The following is an 18,891-nucleotide window of genomic DNA, read 5'->3' as shown; positions in this document are numbered from 1 at the left end:
CGATATGTCGGACGATGATACGCCTGTCCGCGACGACGTGTACCTGTCGGGTTCAGAGGGGCGAACGTACCACGGCAGCTCCTACATGCCGACGGCGTACGACAACCTGGACGTCGCGCGCGACGACGCGACGCAACCCGATCGTGGTGACGACGAGGGGTTCCGGCTGCTCGATCTGCCGCGCGTGCCCCGACTGTCCCACGTCCTCGGTCCGAGTGCGATCCTACTGGGGGCGTCGCTGGGGAGCGGGGAAACCCTGTTCTGGCCGCTGCTCGTCGCGACCCACGGCTGGGACCTCTACTGGCTGTTTCTCCTCGGAGTCGCCACACAGTTCTTTCTCAACACCGAGATCCAGCGCTGGACCGTCGCGACGGGCGAGTCGATCTTCCGCGGGTTCGAGCGCCTCGGCAGGGTGTGGCCTCTCATTTTGCTCGTGTTCGGGTTCGCGAGCCTCGGCTGGCCCGGCTGGGCGGCCGGGGCCGCCCGCATCGGCACGATCGGTCTGGGGGTCGAAGAGACGACGGTCGGCCTCGGCGGGATCGGCCTGGCGAGCTGGCGCGTCCTCGGGATCGCACTGCTCGTGCTCGTCTGGCTCACCTACCAGGTGACGCCCGTGATGTACAACGTCGTCGAGCGGGTCCAGGCAGTGCTGGTCTCGCTCGCGCTGCTGATCGCTCTCTTGCTGTTTGTCGTCCTGGGATCGATCTCCGAACTCGCGGCGATTCCCACCGCGGTCGACAGCGTCGGGCAGCTCCCGGCTGGGAGCGACATCGCCCTGCTGCTCGGTGGCATCGCCTTCGCGGGCGCGGGTGGGTATCTCAACCTGTCACAGAGCCTCTGGGTCCGCGAGAAGGGATACGGCATGGGTCGCTACCAGGGTCGAATCAAAAATCCCATCGTCGGCGACGACCCGGAGCCGGTTCGACGCGGCGGATTCACGTTTCCGCCGACGCCGACGAATATGCGCCGGTGGCGGGGGTGGTGGCGGCTCGTCCAGCTCGAGCACCTGCTCACGTTCGTTCTCGGCCTGGTTGCCGTCGCGACGATGCTCATGGCGGTCGCTGCGGAATACGCGACTGGCACGGCCGAAAGCGGGATCGCCATGTGGACGGACGTCGTCGTCCCGCAGGTGGGTGTCCTTCCGGAGATACTCCTGTACGTGGCGCTATTCACCGCGCTGTTGACGACCGAGTACGGCATCGTCGAATCGTTCGTTCGCAACAGTGCCGACATCGTCTACGAGTTGCACGGCCGTTCGGCCGGCTGGAGTCTGCCGCGGCTATTCTGGACGCTGTTGACCGTCTTCACTGGTGGTGGGATCGCCGTCCTGGCGCTCCCGGTGCCGTTCGCGTTCGACCGCCCCTTCGAGTTGCTCGTAGTGGGTGCAGCGGCCTCGGGACTGATGATGTTGCCCTACACGGCGCTGCTCGCGATCATGAACACGGAACGACTGCCGGAGCACACCCAGCCCAGCTGGACGCGGCTCGGCATGCTGTGGTGGGCGACGGCGTTTTTCGGCTACTTCAGCGTCCTGTTACTCGGCACGTGGGCGTCCGCTGCCGGATTGCCGCAGTTCGAAACTGACGCGGGCGTCCTCGCGAGCGAGCCTGGCGGGCTGGCGCTGTTTGCCGCCGCAGCTCTCGTGGTCGGATTCGTCGTGGTGCGGTCCGCACGGGCGAAACTCGCGTCGAAAGACACCGTTCCCGGTTCCGAACAGGCGCAAGGACCACTCCACTGATGACACACTCTTCGGGAGCACTTCGACCGGGATCGGCCGTACACGTGCACGTCCATCTCGCTGTCGCCGGCTCGTTCCCGCTTCGCGCCTGTGACCTGCTGTTCGTCGACGACCGCTTGCACGTCGTCGAACACGCGTACCTGACGCCGCTGTTCGGACTGGCACGCGGCAGGCTTTCCACGGCCGGCGACCGGGCCCGCGAACGGTATCGCGAAGACGGGCCGGCTGGGCTGTTCGAACTGGCCAAGCGGGCCCATACCGTCGACTACGAGTCGATCGAGCGGGTACGGACGTACGACAGTCGACTGGCACGACCGAAGCTCGCGGTCGACGTGCGGGACGGCCCGCCCTACGCGTATCGGGTTCACGCACCCGTCGATGTCGAGGCACTCTCGGCCGCACTCGAGTCCCTCGGCGATCGCCGCGGGTTCGCCGTCGAGTCGCGGTCAGGGGTCGGATACAGTCCGACGAACAGTCTCAGGCGCTTTCTCGCCGATCGGTGAATCCTCCCTAGAGCGCGTCGGCGACTTTTTCGATGGGATGTGGTGGTTCGCCCTCGTACTCTTCGAGCTGGGATCGACACGACGCACCGGGCGCGACGGGCTGGTCTGCCGGCGAATCGTCGAGCTGGTCGAACAGTATCGAGCCGATCGCCTTGCTCATCGAGACGTGTTCGGCCTCGTACCCGAACGAGCCGGCCATGCCACAGCACGCCGAGTCGACGGCGTCGACCTCGTAGCCGGCCCGTCGCAGGACGGTCGCCGCGTGGTGGTCTTTCTTCGTCGCCTTCTGCTGGCAGTGACCGTGATAGGACAGCGACTCCTCGGGCGGGTCGAAGTCGACGTTGCGATCGAGTTCGTGGACGTCGATGTACTCCGTGACGCCGTAGGTGTTGGCCGCGATCCGCGCCGCCGCGTCGGACGGCACCAGATCCAGGTAGTCCGACTGATACATCACGGCATCGGACGGCTCGACGGTGACGATATCCCAGCCGTCGTCGACGTACGGTTCCAGCGCCCGGATGTTCTCCTCGGCGGTTGCGCGGGCGTGGTCGAGCATGCTCTTCGAGAAGGCGGGCCGACCACTGTCGGACACTTCCTCGGGAACTTCGACGTGGATATTGGCGGCTTCGAGGACGCGGACGGCCGCCTTTCCGACGTAGGGGTGGCTGTAGTTCGTGTACGGGTCGGCTATCAGCAACGCCTTCCGCGCCGCGCTGGCCCTGGGTACGCGTGTCCCGCCCCGGTCGTCAATCCAGTCTCGGAACGTCGTCCGGTGGAACGACGGGAGATCACGCTCCTGGGCGATCCCGAGCGCCTTCTCCATCACCAGTCCGCTGCCAGGAACCTGCATCGCCCAGTTGGACAGCGGCGCGAAGGCGCTCCCGAGCCAGAGCACGGTCTCGACGTTCGCGAACAGCTTGTCGCGCAGGCTCGTCCCCTCGCGCTGGTGGTACTCGTGGACGACTTCGGCCTTGAGCTTGGCCATGTCGACGCCGCTGGGGCAGTCGTTCTTGCATCCCTTGCAGCCGATACAGAGACCCATCACCTCGTGGATGAATTCGTCGTCGAAGGGATCCTCGGGCAGGTTCCCGTTCATCGCCGATCGGAGCATGTTCGCCCGCCCGCGCGTGCTTGTGATCTCCTCGTCGGCCGCGCGATAGGTCGGACACATCACGCCGCCGGTGGTGTCCTGGTGACCGGTACAGCCGCCACAGCCGTGACAGAGTTCGACCATCCCCTGGAAGCCGTTGTCGTTGTCCCAGTTCAGGACGGGCTCGAAGTCGGCATCAAAGGTGGAGGAGGCGTCGTACCGGAGGTTCTCGCCGGGATCGAAGTCCCCGCAGACGTTCCCAGGATTGAGCAACCAGTCGGGATCGAACGCCGACTTGAGGTCCCGGAACGTCTCCCAGAGGTCCTCGCCGTAGAGTTTCCGGTTCCACTTCGTTCGGGCCCGGCCGTCGCCGTGCTCGCCGGAGACCGAGCCGCCGTGTTCGATGACCAGATCGGTGATCTGATCGGCCATCTCCCGCATCGTTTCGACGCCGTCCTCGGCTTTGAGGTTCAACAGCGGCCGGATGTGCAACACGCCGGGGCCGGCGTGGGCGTAGTACGCGGCGAACGTGTCGTACTCGTCGAAGATCTCGCGCATGCCGGTGACGTACTCCGGCAAGTTCTCGGGCGGGACCGCCGTGTCCTCGACGAACGGCCAGTGTTTCTCGTCGGTCGTGCGCGAGAGCAGAATCGGCAGCCCGGCCTTTCGCATCTTCCAGAACTTCGCCTGACGCTCGTCGTCGTAGGCCTCCAGCGCGTCGCTGGCGTAGACGTCGTCCGGGCCGTCGGCGTCGGGGGACGCGTCGGCCGCCCCGTCGTGGCCGGGAAGCCGATCGGCGAGCAGGTCGGCGACTTTCTCTCTGGCTTGCTCGGCCGTCTCGGCGTAGAACTCGACCAGCAGCGTCGAATCGGTTCCCTCGGGCAGCGTCGCGACGAGGTCCGAGAACTCGGAGGTGTCCCGCGCCAGATCCAGGAAGACGTCGTCCATCACCTCGACGGCGGACGGATCGTGTTCGAGGATCGGGGCGACGTCACGCATCGCGGGGATCACACCGTCGTAGGTCAGCAGTACGACCGCCGTCTCGTTCGGAATCGGTTCCAGCGAGACCGTCGCCTCGGTGACGATCGCGAGCGTCCCCTCGCTACCGGCTAGTAGTCGTGCGAGGTTTACCTCGCCTCGCTCGCGAGCGTTGTCTATCAGCATGTCGAGGTTGTATCCCGAGACGTTGCGCTTCAGGTCGGGGTAGCGTTGCTCGATTTCCTCGGCGTCCTCGGTGACAATCCGATCGACCTCGGCGTACAGCCGGGCCTCGATCGGAGAGCCGTCTTCTTCGGCCTGTCGCGCGCGGTCGGCAAGCGAATCGACGTCGACCCACCCCAGCGTCGTCCTGGTGCCGTCGGCGAGCACGACCTCGCACTCCTCGATGTAGGCGTCGGTCTTGCCGTACTTCAGCGAGTGTGCTCCGGTGGTGTTGTTCCCGATCGCACCGCCGAGAACACTCTTTTCGCCCCACGCAGGATCGGGCGCGAACTTGAGGTCGTGCGGTTCGAGCGCCTGATCGAGGTGGGCGATCGTGATGCCCGGCTGGGCGCGCGCCGTCGCCGCGTCGGGATCGATCTCGAGCAGCTCGTCCATGTACTGTTTGAAGTCCAGAACGACTGCTTCGTTGACCGCCTGGCCGGCGAGACTCGTCCCGCCGCCTCGGGGGAGCACAGGAATGTCTCGCTGTGCACAGTACTCCATGACGGCGACGACGTCCGCCGTCGAGGTCGGCGAGACGACGCCGATCGGCAGTTGCTCGTAGGCGCTGGCGTCCGTCGCGAACAGCTGTCGGCTATAGGTGTCGAACCGGACGTCGCCGTCGACGCGAGCTCGGAGGTCCGAGACGAACCCCTCTCGATGCGTTGCTGTACTCTGGTAATCGTAATCGGCGCGGGGATCGACTGCCGGATCCGTGACGCCGTCGGAATGTATTTTCTGTGACATTGTGTTGGATGTGGTTGTCTGTTCGAGTTAGAACGCCCCGGGAGCCACGACGTACACTAGCACCATCCCGACCGCGCCGGCGAACAGCGCGAAGATGATCGTGGGGACGATCGTCTTGCGCAGGATGTCGCCTTCGCGGCCGGTGATCCCGACCACGCCGCTGATCGCGGCGATGTTCTGGACGGAGATCATGTTCCCGATGCCGCCGCCGACGTTCTGGAGCGCGACGACGATCGACCGGGAGACGCCGACTTGCTCGGCCGCGTCGTACTGGAGCGCGGCGAACAGGATGTCCGAGACGGTGTTCGATCCGGTGACGAAGCCGCCGAGCGCACCGATCCAGGGAGCGACCGCCGGCAGTGCCGCTCCAGCACCGAACGCGACGGCTTGCGAGAGCGCGTCCATCATCCCCGCATCGAAACGGGCACTGGCGGGGTCGGCACCCGACTGGATCAGGATCTGGGTCAGCGAGACGACGACGACAAGCGTCACCGCGGCCGGGCCGATCTGACGGACCGATTCGCGCCAGGCCTCGGCCGTGTCCGAGCTGTCCATCTGGTAGAGAAAGCCCGTCAGAATCGCGACCGGGATGAACGGCATCGTCCCGGGCAGGTAGAGATACTGCAGGTTCCACGAGAGATCGCTGTACCCGAGCACGGCCGGGATACCGATCGTGAACTCCTGTAGGGTAGCAACGAGATCGAGCGTCGGCCAGCGCGTGACCAGCAACACGGCACCGACGAGCAGGTACGGCGCCCAGGCCAGCAGCACGGGCATTTCCTTCTTTGGCTCGTCTCCGGAGATGCTATCGAGCGTCAGACCACCGAGCCACAGGTCTGACCAGGATTCCCGTTCCGGGAACATCCAGGGCTCCTCGGGGACGAGGATCCCCCGATCGGCCATCGCGAGTCCGAGTCCGAAGACGACGAACCCGGCGACGATCGACGGGAGTTCGGTGCCGACGAACCACGCGATCGACCACTGGGTCAGCCCGGCGACGACGCCGAGCACCAGTGCGAACGGCGCAACTGGCGCGGTGGCGCGTGCCGCCCCGCCGATAGAGCGCTCGTGCTCGTTACCGAACCAGTACGCGAGCAGGAAGATCCCCAGCACGCCCCAGAACGCGAAGGCCAGCCCGGTGACCACACCGGAGTAGCCCGAGACCAGCGCCTGGAACTGAGCCTGCGTGATCGGTTCAGCCGCTTCCGCGAGTTTCCCTTCGGTAATGACGGCGTTGACGCCGCCGAGGATCGGCGTCCCAGCGGCACCGAACTGGGGGTTCGGCGCGTTGAAAAATAGCGCGAACACGGCCGCGCCCAGCGGCGGGAACCCCAGCCCGATCAACAGCGGCGCGGCCAGCGCCCCGGGCGTGCCGAAACCGGCCACGCCCTCGATGATCGTCTCGAACCCCAGCCCGATCAACAGCAACTGGATCCGCCGGTCGGTCGCGATCCCGCTGAAGTGCCACCGGATCGTCGAGATCGCGCCGCTGATGTCCAGGTAGTTCATCAGCAAGATCGCGCCGAACACGATCAGGATGATGTCGATGGCCTCGAGCCCGCCGTAGATGGCGGATGCGACCCACCACCCGGGATCCATCTGCCAGTACGCCAGCCCGAGGACTGTCGCGATGAGCCAGCCGACGCCCATCGACCGCGCGGCCGACCAGCGAAATACCAGCAGCAGCGCGAACGCCGCCGCGATCGGAGTCGCTGCCAGCGCTGCCAGCGTGAGCGTCCCCACCATCAGTGATCCACCACTCTCTGGCCTGGATCGCCCGAGTCCTGTGTCCGGTATGTGCTTTTATTTGACGCGTTCGGCAGAGCGTGTGTGACACCGTCCGAACGCGTGTTATGCCCGTTCAAGCCTGGCATGGATCGAAGGTCCAACTGGAACCACTTGTATCTACCGCATGATTCTATATGAATGATAGGATGGCTCGACGCCGCCTTTTCCCAGAAATGATATGGGTAAAGTATATATTATGATACGGTTTCAAGAGTCCAGATACGAATATCGGGGAGAAAACAGCGAAATTGGGAGCAGCGAAAGGGTATATAAAAAGAGGGACCGGGTCGCTATCGGAAACATACGACTGTATGGAAGACACACACGAAAATAGATTGGGTACACACGAGTGTAATATTGCAATAGCCCGACTGGCGCACAATACAATGTTGCGACGGCACGACGAGAGATACCGTCACAGCGGTCGCGACGGGATGACGCGAAAACCAGTGATGGTGATTACTGTACGTCCCTTCCGGATCGACCGCACGCAGTCGTGCAGTCGCACTGGCAAATCGGTACAGGAATCACTATGAGGCAGGTCGACGGTCAGACCGCCAGCTCCGCGCAGTCCTCGGCACTGTCGGCCTGACAGCGGGTCCGGCAAGGCTGGTCAACCTGCCGCGCGAGCGCCTCGACGTCTTTCTCTTCGAGCAGACAGCCGATCTGATAGGCCTGCTCGTCGGCCAGATCGACGCCGCTAATCCGATCGAAGAACCGCGTGACGACACACCGCCGCCAGAGGATCTCCCTTGCGAGTCGCTCGCCGTCGTCGGTCAGCGTCGCACCGCGGTAGGGTTCGTACTCGACGAGGCCGGCCTCGTCGAACGCGTCGATCATCTCCGAGACGCTGGCTCCGCTGACGCCGAGGTGCTCGGCGAGCTCGCCGTTGCCGATCGGCGGCTCGTCCAGCAGCGTCCGGTACAGCAGGCCGCAGAGATACCGCCCTTCGCCGGGACTGACCGGCAGTTCCGTGTCGATCGCCGGCGGATACTCGCTCATCGTTGCCCCCGTCCGCTCATTCGACCCGCCAGTAGACGACCGTACGGCCGGTCTTGCGCCGCCGTAACTCGCCCGCTTCGACGAGTTCGTTGAGCTTCTGTCGAGCCGATTCGGTGCTTACGCCGAGCACGTCCGAGACGTCCGTCGTCGTGACGACCGGTCCAGAGACGGCCTCGAAGACGCTCAGTACGGTCTCTCCGTCGACCGTCTCGACGAACTGTCCGTCCTCGTCGCGGACGCGCTCGCGCCGCCGCTCGTGGCGCTTCCCACCGGGCCCGTCGCCGCGCCCGCCGCGTCGGTTCGACTGTCCAGCGCCCGCTTTGCCGCCGTTTCCGTGTCTGGGTGCCATCACCCGACCGTTTGTCGTCCGTGAGCATAATCCTTTTGCTAGTACCAAATTGGTATTCGGAATTCGATTACAACTCGATCGTCGAGCCGACGCCGACGCGTTCGTAGTCCTCGCCGAACGCGTCTTCGAGCTTCCGGCGCGCGTCGTGGCCGGTACAGTGCGTGGGCGCGATCCGATCGACGCGGTCGGTCACCCAGGCGACGATCTCGTCGAGTTCGTCGGGATCGGGCGACCGGAGGTGCGTCCCGCCGAGGACGGTCCGGACGGGGCGATCGAAGACGTCCTCGGCGTGGGCAACCGTGTTCCGCAGGCCGGCGTGACAGCACCCAAGGACCAGCCCGAGCCCGTCTTCGCCCTCGACGGCGAGCGACTGGTCGTCGTGGACGGGATCGGGGCGGGCGTTGCCGTCCGAATCTCGCAGTTCGCCGGTCGAACTGTCGGGATAGCGACGCGGGATCTCCCCGAGCGCGTAGATCCCGTCAGCGACTTCGACCGGATCGCGGTGGGTGTTGATCGTCGCGTAGGAGGCGATCCACTCCCGGGTGTACGGCAGGCCGATGGACTCCTCGCCGTGATATTTCGGCTCGAACGCGTCGGGGTGGACGTAGATCTCCTCGACGTCGTCGACGAACGCCGGCAGCCCCTTGGTGTGGTCGTAGTGGCCGTGGCTCAACACGATCGTCTCGTAGGGGCCCAGCCCCAGTTTGTCGGCGTTGTCTGCGGCGATTCCCGTCTGTCCGGTGTCGAAGAGCAGCCCGTCGACGTCGGCGGCGAAGCCCCACTCGGCCCGCAACCCCTTTGGTCGGGAGTCGACGACCTCGTTGTCCGAGAGGATCGTCACGCGCGTCATCGGGCGTCACCTCCGGCGTGTTCATGACCCTTGTCGCCACCAGAACTGTGGCCGTGTTCGTGATCGTCGTCCTCTCGACAGGCGTCACTGCCGGGCCGCTCCCGCGTGAGATCGTCGTTCCGGAAGCGCTCGAGAGCGTCTTCGACGGTCCCCTCGGCCCCGCAGTAGATCGGGATACCCATCTCGTGGAACTGCTCGCTCGCGCGCTCCCCGAGGTGGACACAGACGAGCGCGTCGGCACCGAGATCGACCACGATCTCCGGCGGTGATCCGCTCCCGCCGCGGTGGTCGCTGTCGTTTTCGTAGACGGCGACCTCGTCAGCGTCGGTATCGTAGACCGTATACGTCGGCGCGCGACCGAAGTGATGGGACACGTCGGCGTCGAGACCCCCTTCGCCGAGGGTCGGCATACAGACTTGCATTGTCTCTTTTGACGTTGTCGACGGCAAAAAATGCCGCTTCCGGTTTCGTCACCCGTACAAGACTCCCCCGGAGTCCGGTCCCGAGGCGGGTGACCGGTTGCTCGGATGGGCTCGGTCACGCGAGGGGACGATTGATGCTTACAGGCCGCAAAGGGACAGTATGGATCGACTGACGAAAGCGGCTCTTGTCGGTGCCGGGGTCGGGCTTCTCGGCTGGATCGGGTGGGGAATCTATTCGACGCGGACAGCGAAGCCCGTACCCTACGAGCGCCTCCGGCGGATCGACGGGGCCGAACTCAGACGCTATCCGGAGACGGTCCTCGTCGAGACGACCGCGGACGACCAGTGGACGGCGTTTCGGCGGCTGTTCCGATATATCTCGGGAGCCAACAGCGGCGCCGAGTCGCTCTCGATGACGACCCCCGTCGAGACACGGGCGGGGACATCGATCTCGATGACGACGCCGGTACGGTCAGAGACGACCGAACGCGAGAGCGTCCGCATGGGCTTCTACCTCCCGCCGGAGTACGGCCCCGACACGGCCCCGGAACCGACCGAGTCGGGCGTCGAACTCGTCATCGAGCCCGAGAAGACGGTCGCAGCCCGTCGGTTTTCGTGGTACACCCCCCAGTGGCGAGTCGATCGTCACGCGCGGCGGTTGCTCGACGCGCTCGAGCGCGGAGGGATCGAACCGCGCGGCGACCCGTCGCTACTCCGGTACAACGACCCGTGGACGCCGCCGTTCCTGCGACGGAACGAGGTTGCGGTCGAAGTCGCCGTCGAGTGATCGAAGCCGGAGTCCCCGTCGAGTGACGTCATCGCACGGGCGTTGAGCACGCACAGTTCGAAACGTTACGGTGACGAAACCGGCTTTCCCGGCCGGAATACAACCTTGATGTACGCTCCCGCCGTATCGTGTCGTACCCTTGATCGACAGCTATACGCGCGTCTCCACCGCTATCTCGCGCGACGTCTCCGGGAGGAGTAGCTGACGCATGCTCACTGCGCTCGCGCCCGAGCTGCTCGTCGTCCTGACGCTCGTCATCGTCGTCGCCGGCGCGGTGAACGGCCTGGCCGGCTTCGGGTTCGCGCTGGTCGGCACGATGGTACTGGCGACAGCCATGGACCCGGCGGTCGCGGTCGTGTTCATGATCGCGCCGATTTTGGGCGTGAACCTCTCGTTGCTCCGGGACCTCTCGCTGGACGATCTGCGGACGTGCGGTCGGCGGTTCGCGCCGCTGGTCCTCGCGGCGCTGGTCGGGACGCTCCTCGGACTGGTCGCTCTCGAACGACTCCCGCAGGGGCCGCTGAAGGTCGGCCTCGGGACCATCTCGCTGGCCTTCGTCGCCAGCGCACAGCGAGTCGTCCGACTGCCGGGGCTCGACCGCGCCAGAGAGGGGTGTTTCGTCGAATCGACGGCCGGCATGATCGGGGTGGGTGCCGTCTCGGGGCTGCTGTTCGGCGGGACGAACGTCGGCGTCCAGCTGGTCGCGTACCTCCGGAGCTGTAACCTCTCTCACGGGGTCTTCGTCGGCGTCGTGGCGATGGTCTTTCTGGGACTCAACGCGATCCGGATCGGAGCCGCCGGCGCGCTCGGCCTGTACCCCAGCGTCGCGTTCTTTCTCGTCTCGGTCGTCGCCGTGCTTCCGGCCGTGGTCGGCGTCGCCGCCGGCAAACGACTCCGGACCAGTGTCGACGAGCGCGGCCGGCGGGCAGTCGTACTCGGCCTGCTTGCGGTGATCGGCGTCCGGTTGATCGTGGGCGGACTCGGAATCGCGTGAGTATCGGGCGTCCCGTAGTTATATTTCCGTGTGGCTTCGAACCTATTGATAGATGTACCGGGTGCTGATGCCGATCGATGGAAGCGAGTCACGTGGCGCAGCCCAGGCCGAAACAGTGATCGCCCTTCCGGACGCGACGGAAAGCATCACAGTAATACTGCTGTACGTGTTCGACGACGAAGACGAAATGGAGACGACAACCCCCGAGGAGATCGCCGGCGGGAACGTAGCGGCGAATCGGCTGCGGGACGCCGGCGTCGCGGTCGAACAGACCTCTCGCGTTGGTGATCCAGCGATCAAGATCCTTGCTGCGGCCGACGAGGTCGGGGCCGACCATATCGTTCTCGGTGGCCGCAAGCGATCCCCGGTCGGTGCAGTGCTGTTCGGTAGCGTCAGCCAGAACGTCATCGTCGACGCCGATCGGCCCGTCACGATCACTGGCGGGATGACGTGATACTGGTGGCCAGACGCTCGTAACGACGTTCGACACGCCGTCGTGCCGAATCAGTTCGAGATTGTACAGCCACCAGTAGAGTATCGACAACCGCGCCCCGCGGAGCGGCGATCCCACAGTGACTATTGTCGGTCTGTTCCGGATCAGCCGCCCGACTTCGGGCGGTCGTACCGGTAAATCGCTACAATAAGCACTATCAGTCGGCTCGAAGCGCGCTCCGGCTTCGGACGTCCGCTTCGAGCCGGTCCGCGTACTCGAGGCGGAGCCGACGGGCCGACGCTTCGGTGATGCGCCCTCGCTGGTCGAACCGGGTCGTGATCGGCTCGTATGCGTCGGGATCGATCCCCATCCGATCGAGATACGTACGAACGGTGTCCGATTCGAGACCGAGACGGATCGACCCGTTGACGTGTTCGACCACTGTATCGAACTCGGGGAGGACGGTCTCGGTCTCGGTTCGATAGCCTCGATTTCCACCGATTCGGACCTCGGTGTCGACGGCGCGTTCGACGACGCCGACGAGGTCGTCAGCCAACCGGAGCACCTGGCTCGGGAGCGCCGTGTCGGGTGAGCGCCACTCGACGGTTCCGAACCGATCACGGAGTTGTACCGGCGTCCAGATCGCGCTCTCGGGATCGAAGTGCCTGTAGACGGCCGACCGGTCCACGCCCGCTTCGCTAGCGGCCGTGAGGAACTCCTCGTAGCGGCGTTCGAGCCGTCGCGCCCACTCCCGTTGATCGGCGAGATACCGCCACAGCTTGCCCTGGTGTGGAACGGTGTCGTACGCCATATCCCGGTACAGTTTCGACCGGGCACCGGCGGCCAGGCGGCGACCCCGGAAGTACGGCGAGGAGTTGACCGCCGCGAACGCGGGATCGAGCGCGACGAGCACGTTGAACTGATCGACCGTGTGCCCGGGCTGCTGTTCGAAGTGGACGTGCGTTCCGGCACAGTGACGGACGTACTGGAAGTCCTCGCCGACGATCTCGTTTTGAATCCGGGTCCGCTCGCTCGGAATCTCGGCGATCTCGTCCGCACGCACGGGCGTCGCCAGCGGCACCAGCCGCTTCCCGAGATCCTCTGCGCGGTCGAGCACAGCCTCCAGGCGGTCGAGCAGTTCTCCGCGAAGCTCGTCGCTCGAGGAACACGGCGTCGTTTTGATCTCAAGCAACGGTTCGACGAACTCCCGTTCGACGCCGGGTGACGCCGAGACGAGGTCGCCCGGTCCGGTCAGCGTGCCGTCGGTATCGACGACCCAGTACTCGACCTCGACGCTCCGACGCATCCCTCCCGCCTCGATCACCGGCACCACCTCGGATGTCTCGTCGCCGTCCCGGCTCGGGAGGGTGAAACGGTCCAGTTCCGTGGTACCATTACGCACACGTTCTCGAAGGGCTACAATGAATATACTGTATCTCGCAAAACTTGCGCCAGATTCCGACACAAAAGGCTATAGATCGTGCCAAATATACCACGATAGGCAGATTATTTATGTTTCGACGCGTATTCGTCCACCGTGAGTGAATTACGCATCGCGCTGTTGAACGCGGCACGTTCGGCCGCCGAGACCAGGCGGAACTTCGAGCGCGAGTTAGATGCCGAACTCGTCGAGTTCAACTGCCCCGACGGGGAGTTGCCGTCGTCGTTCGCGTTCGACGCGTGCGTCGTGACGGGGTCGGAGGCCTCTGTCTACTGGGACGAGCCGTGGATCGGGCGGCTCAAAGAGTGGGTCGGCGACGCCGTCTCGGCGGGGGTCCCGTTTCTGGGCGTCTGTTACGGTCACCAGTTACTGGCTGACGTCCTCGGCGGGCAAGTCGAGAGAATGGGCGAGTACGAGATCGGATACCGGACGATCCGCCACGACGGCGAGAACCCGTTGCTCGACGGTGTCGACGAAGAATTCACGGCGTTCACGACCCATTCCGATCGCGTGCGCCGAGCGCCACCCGGTGCGAGGGTCTTCGCTCACAACGACTACGGGATCCATGGCTTCCGGAAGGGGCGCGTCCTGACCGTGCAGTTTCACCCCGAGTACGACATGGAGATGGCCCGCTCCGTCACGAAGGGCAAGGACATCGATCAGGCGAAAATCGATGCCGTGCTCGCGGGGATCACCGAGGAGAACTACCGGGCGGCCCGCGAGGCGAAACAACTGTTCGACAACTTTCTGGCGTTCGTCGAGCGCGTCCGAGCTGATCGTGCCGCCGTCGAGTCACTATCTGTCGATCGGTGAGCGACCGGACGGCTCGAGACGCGGGTGGCGCACACGACGTTCCACCCGCGAACACGCTTTTGACAGTACGCATCGAACAGCCACTATGGATCTGCGACTCGAGGGAAACGCGGCACTCTGTACGGCGGCGACCAGCGGCCTCGGACTGGCGAGCGCCGAGGCACTCGCCCGCGAGGGCTGTGACGTCGCCGTCTGTGGCACGACCGACGAACACGTCGAAGAGGCACGCGAGCACCTGCAATCGGTCGGCGACGGCGACGTGCTGGCGGTGCAGGCGGACGTCACTGATCCGGACGCGGTCGAGGCGTTCGTCGAGGCGACCGTCGAGGAGTTCGGTCGCCTGGATCACGTCGTCACGAGCGCGGGCGGCCCGCCCAGCGGCCCGTTCACCGAGACGACTGAACGCGACTGGTATCAGGCCTACGACCTGCTGGTGATGAGTTACGTCTGGACGACCCGGGCGGCGCTTCCCCACCTCCGGGACGGTGGCGGCTCGATCGTCGCGATCACCTCCCGCTCGGTCCGGGAAGTCATCGACGACCTCGTGTTGTCGAACTCGGTCCGGCGAGCGGTAATCGGTCTCGTCAAGACTCAGTCCCGGGAGTTCGCGCCCGAGGTCCGGGTCAACGCCGTGTTGCCCGGCGCACACGAGACCAGCCGGATTCAGGAGCTGGTCGAGGCCGCCGTCGAACGCGGCGAGTACGACGACTACGAGGCGGGGCTGGCCGACTGGGCCGAGGACGTCCCGCTCGAGCGGATCGGCGACCCCGACGAACTCGGCGACGTGGTGGCGTTTCTGGCGAGCGAGCGGGCGAGTTACGTCACGGGGGCGGGCGTGCCGATCGACGGGGGATCGATGCGCAGCTGACGGTGTCGGCGACGGCTCGACGTCACTCCTCGAGCAGCCAGCCGAACCGCTTCTCCCAGAACTCCTCGCTCGGGGGCTTTTTCGTCTGGGCGTAGGTCTTGCGGTCACGAATCCGGCGTTCGAGCACGTCCCGCGCCTCGTTGAGCGCGTGACTCGCCCCGTAGCCTTCTCCGGACGCGATGTACAGCCCTCGGTCTGTGTGCAGGCGAATCCGGGCGAGCAACAGCGGCGTCCCGCGGAGCGTCTCGTCGTGTTCGTGGAGGTGGACTTTCGCGTCCAGCAGAGACATCTCCCCGTCGCGCTGGTCGAACTTCTCGATCAGCGCGACGACGTCCTCGTACTGCACGTCGTCGAGCAGGTCGGCCCCGTAGACCTGCACGGCCCGGTTCCCGCCAGCCTCCCAGGTGAGCGAATCGAGCACGTCGGTCTTCGTGACGATCCCGTGGGGGTGGCCGTCCTCGGTAACGACGAGCGACGATCCGCCGATGGCGAACATCTCCTCGACGGCCGTCTCGAGTGTCGCGTCCGGGCTGATCGTCCGCACCGGTGACGTCATGACGTCCCGGACCGGGAGGTCCAGGATCCGGGCCAGTTCACCCTCTCGCGCGCCGAACCCGCCGTGTGTCCGGCCGGCGCTCGAAGAGATGTTCCCGCCGAACGAGTCGGTCCGGGCTGACGGTGTGAGGTGGCGAGCTGTCTCCTGGTGACGATTCCCCTGAATCGATCGTCTCGTACAACGACCCCCTTGACCGCGGGGTCGTCGAACGTTCCAACGAGCTTCGAGACGGGGCTGTCCGGTGGGAACTGTACGTAGTCGTCCGAAACGATGTTCGCGATGTCCATGGTTGCATGCCGCTGTGTGGTGGTCGCCGCTCGATCCCCCGGTCGCCGTGCAGTCTGCGGTTCATTATTTGTTATCTATTACCAAAGATTCGACGGTCGTTCTCGATGGCTGGAAACCGGTCGCGGTTACAGAAATACGGGGGAAAGCCCACGACTTCCGTCGCGTGGAGGACGTCAAGCTTCCCGGTCGTCGAGTCGCGTCCGTAGTTTCTCGACGCGAGTCGCCAGTGCGAGAAAGGTCGCAAGGACGGTCAGCAGGACGGCCCAGGCCGCCGCGAAATCGTGGGCCGGGACGGTGTGATCGGGGGCTACTCCCGCGGCGGTCGTCACGAGCGGTTCGGCCCGCAGCCAGGTGTGATGGGGGCCGTCCAGAACCGGCCAGAAGTAATCGACCACGTCGTTGAACGCGTACCACGCGACCGCCACCGCGACCGAGCGGACGGCGAAGCGTGCATAGCGGTGGATGAGAAACGCTTCCAGCGCCATCGCGAGGTGGCTCACGATCAGGAAGACGTACAGCCACAGTTCGATCCCGCCCGGACCGTTCAACGCGAGCTGGACGTACGGCGTCCACAGCCCGAGCTTGATACAGCCGAAAAACGCCAGCGCGTGCAGCCAGTCCGCGTCGAGGTCGAGCCGCCAGGCCGCGAGCGACAGCGCGATGAAAAGCGTCGCGACCGGGCTGTCAGGGATCAGCGGCCAGGCGGGGATTGGCGCGGCGTCGAGTTGCCCGCCCACGGCGAGCGTCGTCGGCTGGCCGGCGTAGTACCAGAAGCCGAACACCGTCCCCACGAGATTGACCGCGACGATCGGCCACGCCAATCGCAACCCGATATCCTCGAGCCACGCCGGCAGCGGCGCGACGTACCGGGGCACCCTCTCGGAGTCCGGTACCCGACCACCCCACCATCGTGCGACGACCTGCTCCATGCGACGACCGATACCAGCCCCGGACATACCTGCCTCTCGGAACACCGACGACTAAACCGTGATGGATCGGACGAACGCGACCGTGGTAGCGACCCTCTCACATTCTAGGACTGAATGTTTCATAGGGGAAGAATGTAACTTCCTTCACCTCGATAGCCCGGTATGGACACCACAACACTGTCGGGGTGGCGGCGATGAACACGATCGATCGGATCGAACGCGCGGTTCGCGAGACCTCACACTACGTGAAACGCAATCTCGGCACGCACGCTGGCAAGCGCGGCCAGACCAATCCCAGTGACGAGGTTCAGACCGGTGCCGACGTGTGGTCGGACGACCTGTTTTTCGACGCGCTCGCGCCGCTCGATGGGGTCGGCAGTTACACCAGCGAGGAGCGCTCGGAGACCGTCGATTGCGGGGAAGGGTACGCGATCGCGATCGACCCGCTAGACGGGTCGGGCAACCTCGCGTCGAACAACTCCGTCGGGACGATCGTCGGCGTCTACGACCGGCCGCTCCCGACCAGCGGCCGGGACCTGGTGGCGGCGATGATGGTCTTGCACGGCCCCTACACGACGATGACCGTCGCGCGGGCCGACAGCGACGTCGTCCAGGAGTACCTGCTCCGGGACGGCCACAACGAGCGCCGGGGCGTCTTCGAGTTGCCCGAGGACTACGCCGTCGTCGGGATCGCCGGCAAGCCCATCGACCGCTCCGAACAGGTCAACGCCCTCGCCGAGGACCTGCAACGCGACCTCAAACTCCGGTATGGCGGTGCGACCGTCGCAGACCTCGCGCAAGTTCTCGAGTACGGCGGCCTCTTCGGGTATCCGAAGTCGGAGGTGTATCCCGAGGGCAAGCTCCGGATCCACTTCGAGGCCGCGCCGCTGGCGTATCTCGTCGAGGCGGCCGGCGGCGACTCCAGCGACGGGCAGAAGTCGCTGCTCGATGTCGAGCCCGGCGGACTGCACGCCCGGACACCGACGTTTCTGGGCAACTCCGAACTGATCGAACAGGTCGAAGCCGCGCTCGGCGGAGGATAGCAGGCCGAGCGGTCGCTGCCCACTGTCACTCGACGGGTACGCTCCGATCCGCGAGTGGTATACGTGCCGGCGATGTAGCCGGGCGCATGGTCGGGAAACTCGATCCGCAAGTGCTCGACGCACACGTCCTCTCGCGGACCGGCGCGTCCGACGAACGAGTCACGCTCGGCCCGGCGACCGGCGAGGACGCCGCAGCGATTGACCTCGGGACTGACTCGCTGGTGGTCAGTTCCGACCCCGTCTCGCTGGCTGCCGAGGCTGCCGGGACCCTCGGGGTGCCAGTCGCGACCAACGACGTCGCTGCGACCGGAGCCGAGCCGGCGTGGCTCACCAGCACGGTCTTTCTGCCCGACGGCGATCCCGAGCGACTCGACGCGCTGACGGCACAACTCGACCGGGCCGCCCGCGAACTGGACGTGGCGATCGTCGGCGGCCACGCCGAGGTGCTGGACGACCTCTCGCGGCCGCTCCTCTCGCTGACGGCGATGGGCCGGACCGACGACCCCGTTCCGACGGGCGGCGCGCGGGCGGGCGACGACCTGCTGTTGACCGGCGGGGCCGCCATCGAGGGGACGGCCATCCTCGCGACCGACTTCCGCGACGACCTCGACTCGGTGCCCGCCGAGACGCTCGACCGCGCGGCGGGATTTTTCGAGGAGATTAGCGTCCTCGAGGCCGCGCGAGCGCTGTGGCCGACCGCGACCGGCCTCCACGACCCGACGGAGGGCGGCGTCCTCACCGGGGTATACGAGATCGCGCAGGCTGCCGATGCGACTGTCGAACTCGACCGGTCCGCGGTGCCGATCCGTCCGGAGACGCGAGCGATCTGTGACGCGATGGGCGTCGATCCGCTCCGGATCTTCGGCTCGGGCGCACTTCTTGCGACGGTCGACCCGGACGACAGCGAGCGAGCGCTCGGGGCACTGGCCGACGCGGGGATCGAGGCGAGGGTCGTCGGCACCGTACAGGCGGGCGAACCGGTCGTCAAGATCGACGACGAGACGATCCGCTCGCAGCCGCGGGACGACTGTTACCCGCTCTGGGAGTGAC

17 protein-coding genes and 1 pseudogene are annotated in these 18,891 nt (G+C 65.7%); 9 read left to right on the top strand and 9 right to left on the bottom strand.

Annotated elements, in window-relative coordinates; translation table 11 throughout:
- Positions 1-4: 4 nt before the first annotated feature.
- Entirely contained in the window at positions 5-1,738 is a 1,734-nt protein-coding gene (locus HSR122_RS06445) for an Nramp family divalent metal transporter (protein WP_229111968.1), read from the top strand.
- 44 nt (positions 1,739-1,782) lie between these two features.
- Positions 1,783-2,241 carry a hypothetical protein gene (locus tag HSR122_RS06440; protein WP_229111967.1) on the top strand — a complete coding sequence of 153 codons (459 nt, stop codon included), beginning with the start codon at positions 1,783-1,785 and terminating at the stop codon, positions 2,239-2,241.
- 7 nt (positions 2,242-2,248) lie between these two features.
- Here the strand turns inward: HSR122_RS06440 and HSR122_RS06435 are convergent, their stop codons facing one another.
- The 6 genes from HSR122_RS06435 to HSR122_RS06410 form a co-directional block, all read right to left on the bottom strand.
- Positions 2,249-5,278: an FAD-binding and (Fe-S)-binding domain-containing protein gene (locus HSR122_RS06435; RefSeq protein ID WP_229111966.1), complete on the bottom strand. Its 3,030-nt coding sequence runs from the start codon at positions 5,276-5,278 to the stop codon at positions 2,249-2,251.
- 27 nt (positions 5,279-5,305) lie between these two features.
- Positions 5,306-7,024 carry an L-lactate permease gene (locus HSR122_RS06430; RefSeq protein WP_229111965.1) on the bottom strand — a complete coding sequence of 573 codons (1,719 nt, stop codon included), beginning with the start codon at positions 7,022-7,024 and terminating at the stop codon, positions 5,306-5,308.
- Positions 7,025-7,615: 591 nt separating this feature from the next.
- A complete protein-coding gene (locus HSR122_RS06425; RefSeq protein ID WP_229111964.1) occupies positions 7,616-8,068 on the bottom strand; it encodes a metal-dependent transcriptional regulator in 453 nt (150 codons plus the stop codon).
- Between the two features lie 16 nt (positions 8,069-8,084).
- Entirely contained in the window at positions 8,085-8,417 is a 333-nt protein-coding gene (locus tag HSR122_RS06420; RefSeq protein ID WP_229111963.1) for a FaeA/PapI family transcriptional regulator, read from the bottom strand.
- Positions 8,418-8,484: 67 nt separating this feature from the next.
- Positions 8,485-9,267 (bottom strand): MBL fold metallo-hydrolase, encoded by a 783-nt coding sequence (locus HSR122_RS06415; protein ID WP_229111962.1) that lies wholly within the window; start codon positions 9,265-9,267, stop codon positions 8,485-8,487.
- Complete coding sequence (locus HSR122_RS06410) at positions 9,264-9,689, bottom strand: NifB/NifX family molybdenum-iron cluster-binding protein (RefSeq protein ID WP_229111961.1); 426 nt, start codon at positions 9,687-9,689, stop codon at positions 9,264-9,266. Before HSR122_RS06410 ends, HSR122_RS06415 begins: the two co-directional genes overlap by 4 nt.
- 160 nt (positions 9,690-9,849) lie before the next feature.
- Between HSR122_RS06410 and HSR122_RS06405 the strand changes: the two genes are divergently transcribed.
- The 3 genes from HSR122_RS06405 to HSR122_RS06395 all read left to right on the top strand — a co-directional run bounded on the left by HSR122_RS06405 (position 9,850) and on the right by HSR122_RS06395 (position 11,924).
- Positions 9,850-10,476, top strand: a complete 627-nt coding sequence (locus tag HSR122_RS06405; RefSeq protein WP_229111960.1) for an SOUL family heme-binding protein — start codon at positions 9,850-9,852, stop codon at positions 10,474-10,476.
- 208 nt (positions 10,477-10,684) lie between these two features.
- The gene (locus tag HSR122_RS06400; protein ID WP_229111959.1) at positions 10,685-11,470 is read left to right on the top strand and encodes a sulfite exporter TauE/SafE family protein; all 786 of its coding nucleotides are present in this window, start codon (positions 10,685-10,687) and stop codon (positions 11,468-11,470) included.
- A gap of 52 nt (positions 11,471-11,522) precedes the next feature.
- The gene (locus tag HSR122_RS06395; protein WP_229111958.1) at positions 11,523-11,924 is read left to right on the top strand and encodes a universal stress protein; all 402 of its coding nucleotides are present in this window, start codon (positions 11,523-11,525) and stop codon (positions 11,922-11,924) included.
- Positions 11,925-12,120: 196 nt separating this feature from the next.
- On the opposite strand, the gene HSR122_RS06390 is transcribed toward HSR122_RS06395, so the two are convergent.
- Positions 12,121-13,209 (bottom strand): glutamate-cysteine ligase family protein, encoded by a 1,089-nt coding sequence (locus tag HSR122_RS06390; RefSeq protein WP_394355553.1) that lies wholly within the window; start codon positions 13,207-13,209, stop codon positions 12,121-12,123.
- Positions 13,210-13,440: 231 nt separating this feature from the next.
- Between HSR122_RS06390 and HSR122_RS06385 the strand changes: the two genes are divergently transcribed.
- Entirely contained in the window at positions 13,441-14,157 is a 717-nt protein-coding gene (locus HSR122_RS06385) for a type 1 glutamine amidotransferase (protein ID WP_229111956.1), read from the top strand.
- Between the two features lie 85 nt (positions 14,158-14,242).
- Positions 14,243-15,025 carry an SDR family oxidoreductase gene (locus HSR122_RS06380; RefSeq protein ID WP_229111955.1) on the top strand — a complete coding sequence of 261 codons (783 nt, stop codon included), beginning with the start codon at positions 14,243-14,245 and terminating at the stop codon, positions 15,023-15,025.
- Between the two features lie 22 nt (positions 15,026-15,047).
- On the opposite strand, the pseudogene HSR122_RS15005 reads toward HSR122_RS06380, so the two are convergent.
- Positions 15,048-15,868: pseudogene (locus tag HSR122_RS15005) on the bottom strand (CBS domain-containing protein).
- 174 nt (positions 15,869-16,042) lie between these two features.
- Positions 16,043-16,825, bottom strand: coding sequence for a DUF1405 domain-containing protein (locus HSR122_RS06365; protein WP_229111952.1), 783 nt, complete (start codon positions 16,823-16,825; stop codon positions 16,043-16,045).
- Between the two features lie 167 nt (positions 16,826-16,992).
- On the opposite strand from HSR122_RS06365, the gene HSR122_RS06360 reads away from it, so the two are divergent.
- Positions 16,993-17,841, top strand: a complete 849-nt coding sequence (locus HSR122_RS06360; protein ID WP_229111951.1) for a class 1 fructose-bisphosphatase — start codon at positions 16,993-16,995, stop codon at positions 17,839-17,841.
- 86 nt (positions 17,842-17,927) lie between these two features.
- A complete protein-coding gene (locus HSR122_RS06355; RefSeq protein WP_229111950.1) occupies positions 17,928-18,890 on the top strand; it encodes an AIR synthase family protein in 963 nt (320 codons plus the stop codon).
- The last annotated feature ends 1 nt before the right edge of the window (position 18,891 follow it).

This window comes from Halapricum desulfuricans (genome assembly GCF_017094525.1).
Taxonomy (GTDB): Archaea; Halobacteriota; Halobacteria; order Halobacteriales; family Haloarculaceae; genus Halapricum; species Halapricum desulfuricans.
Note: the sequence above shows the minus strand (reverse complement) of the source record. Positions and strands in the feature narration are given on the sequence as shown.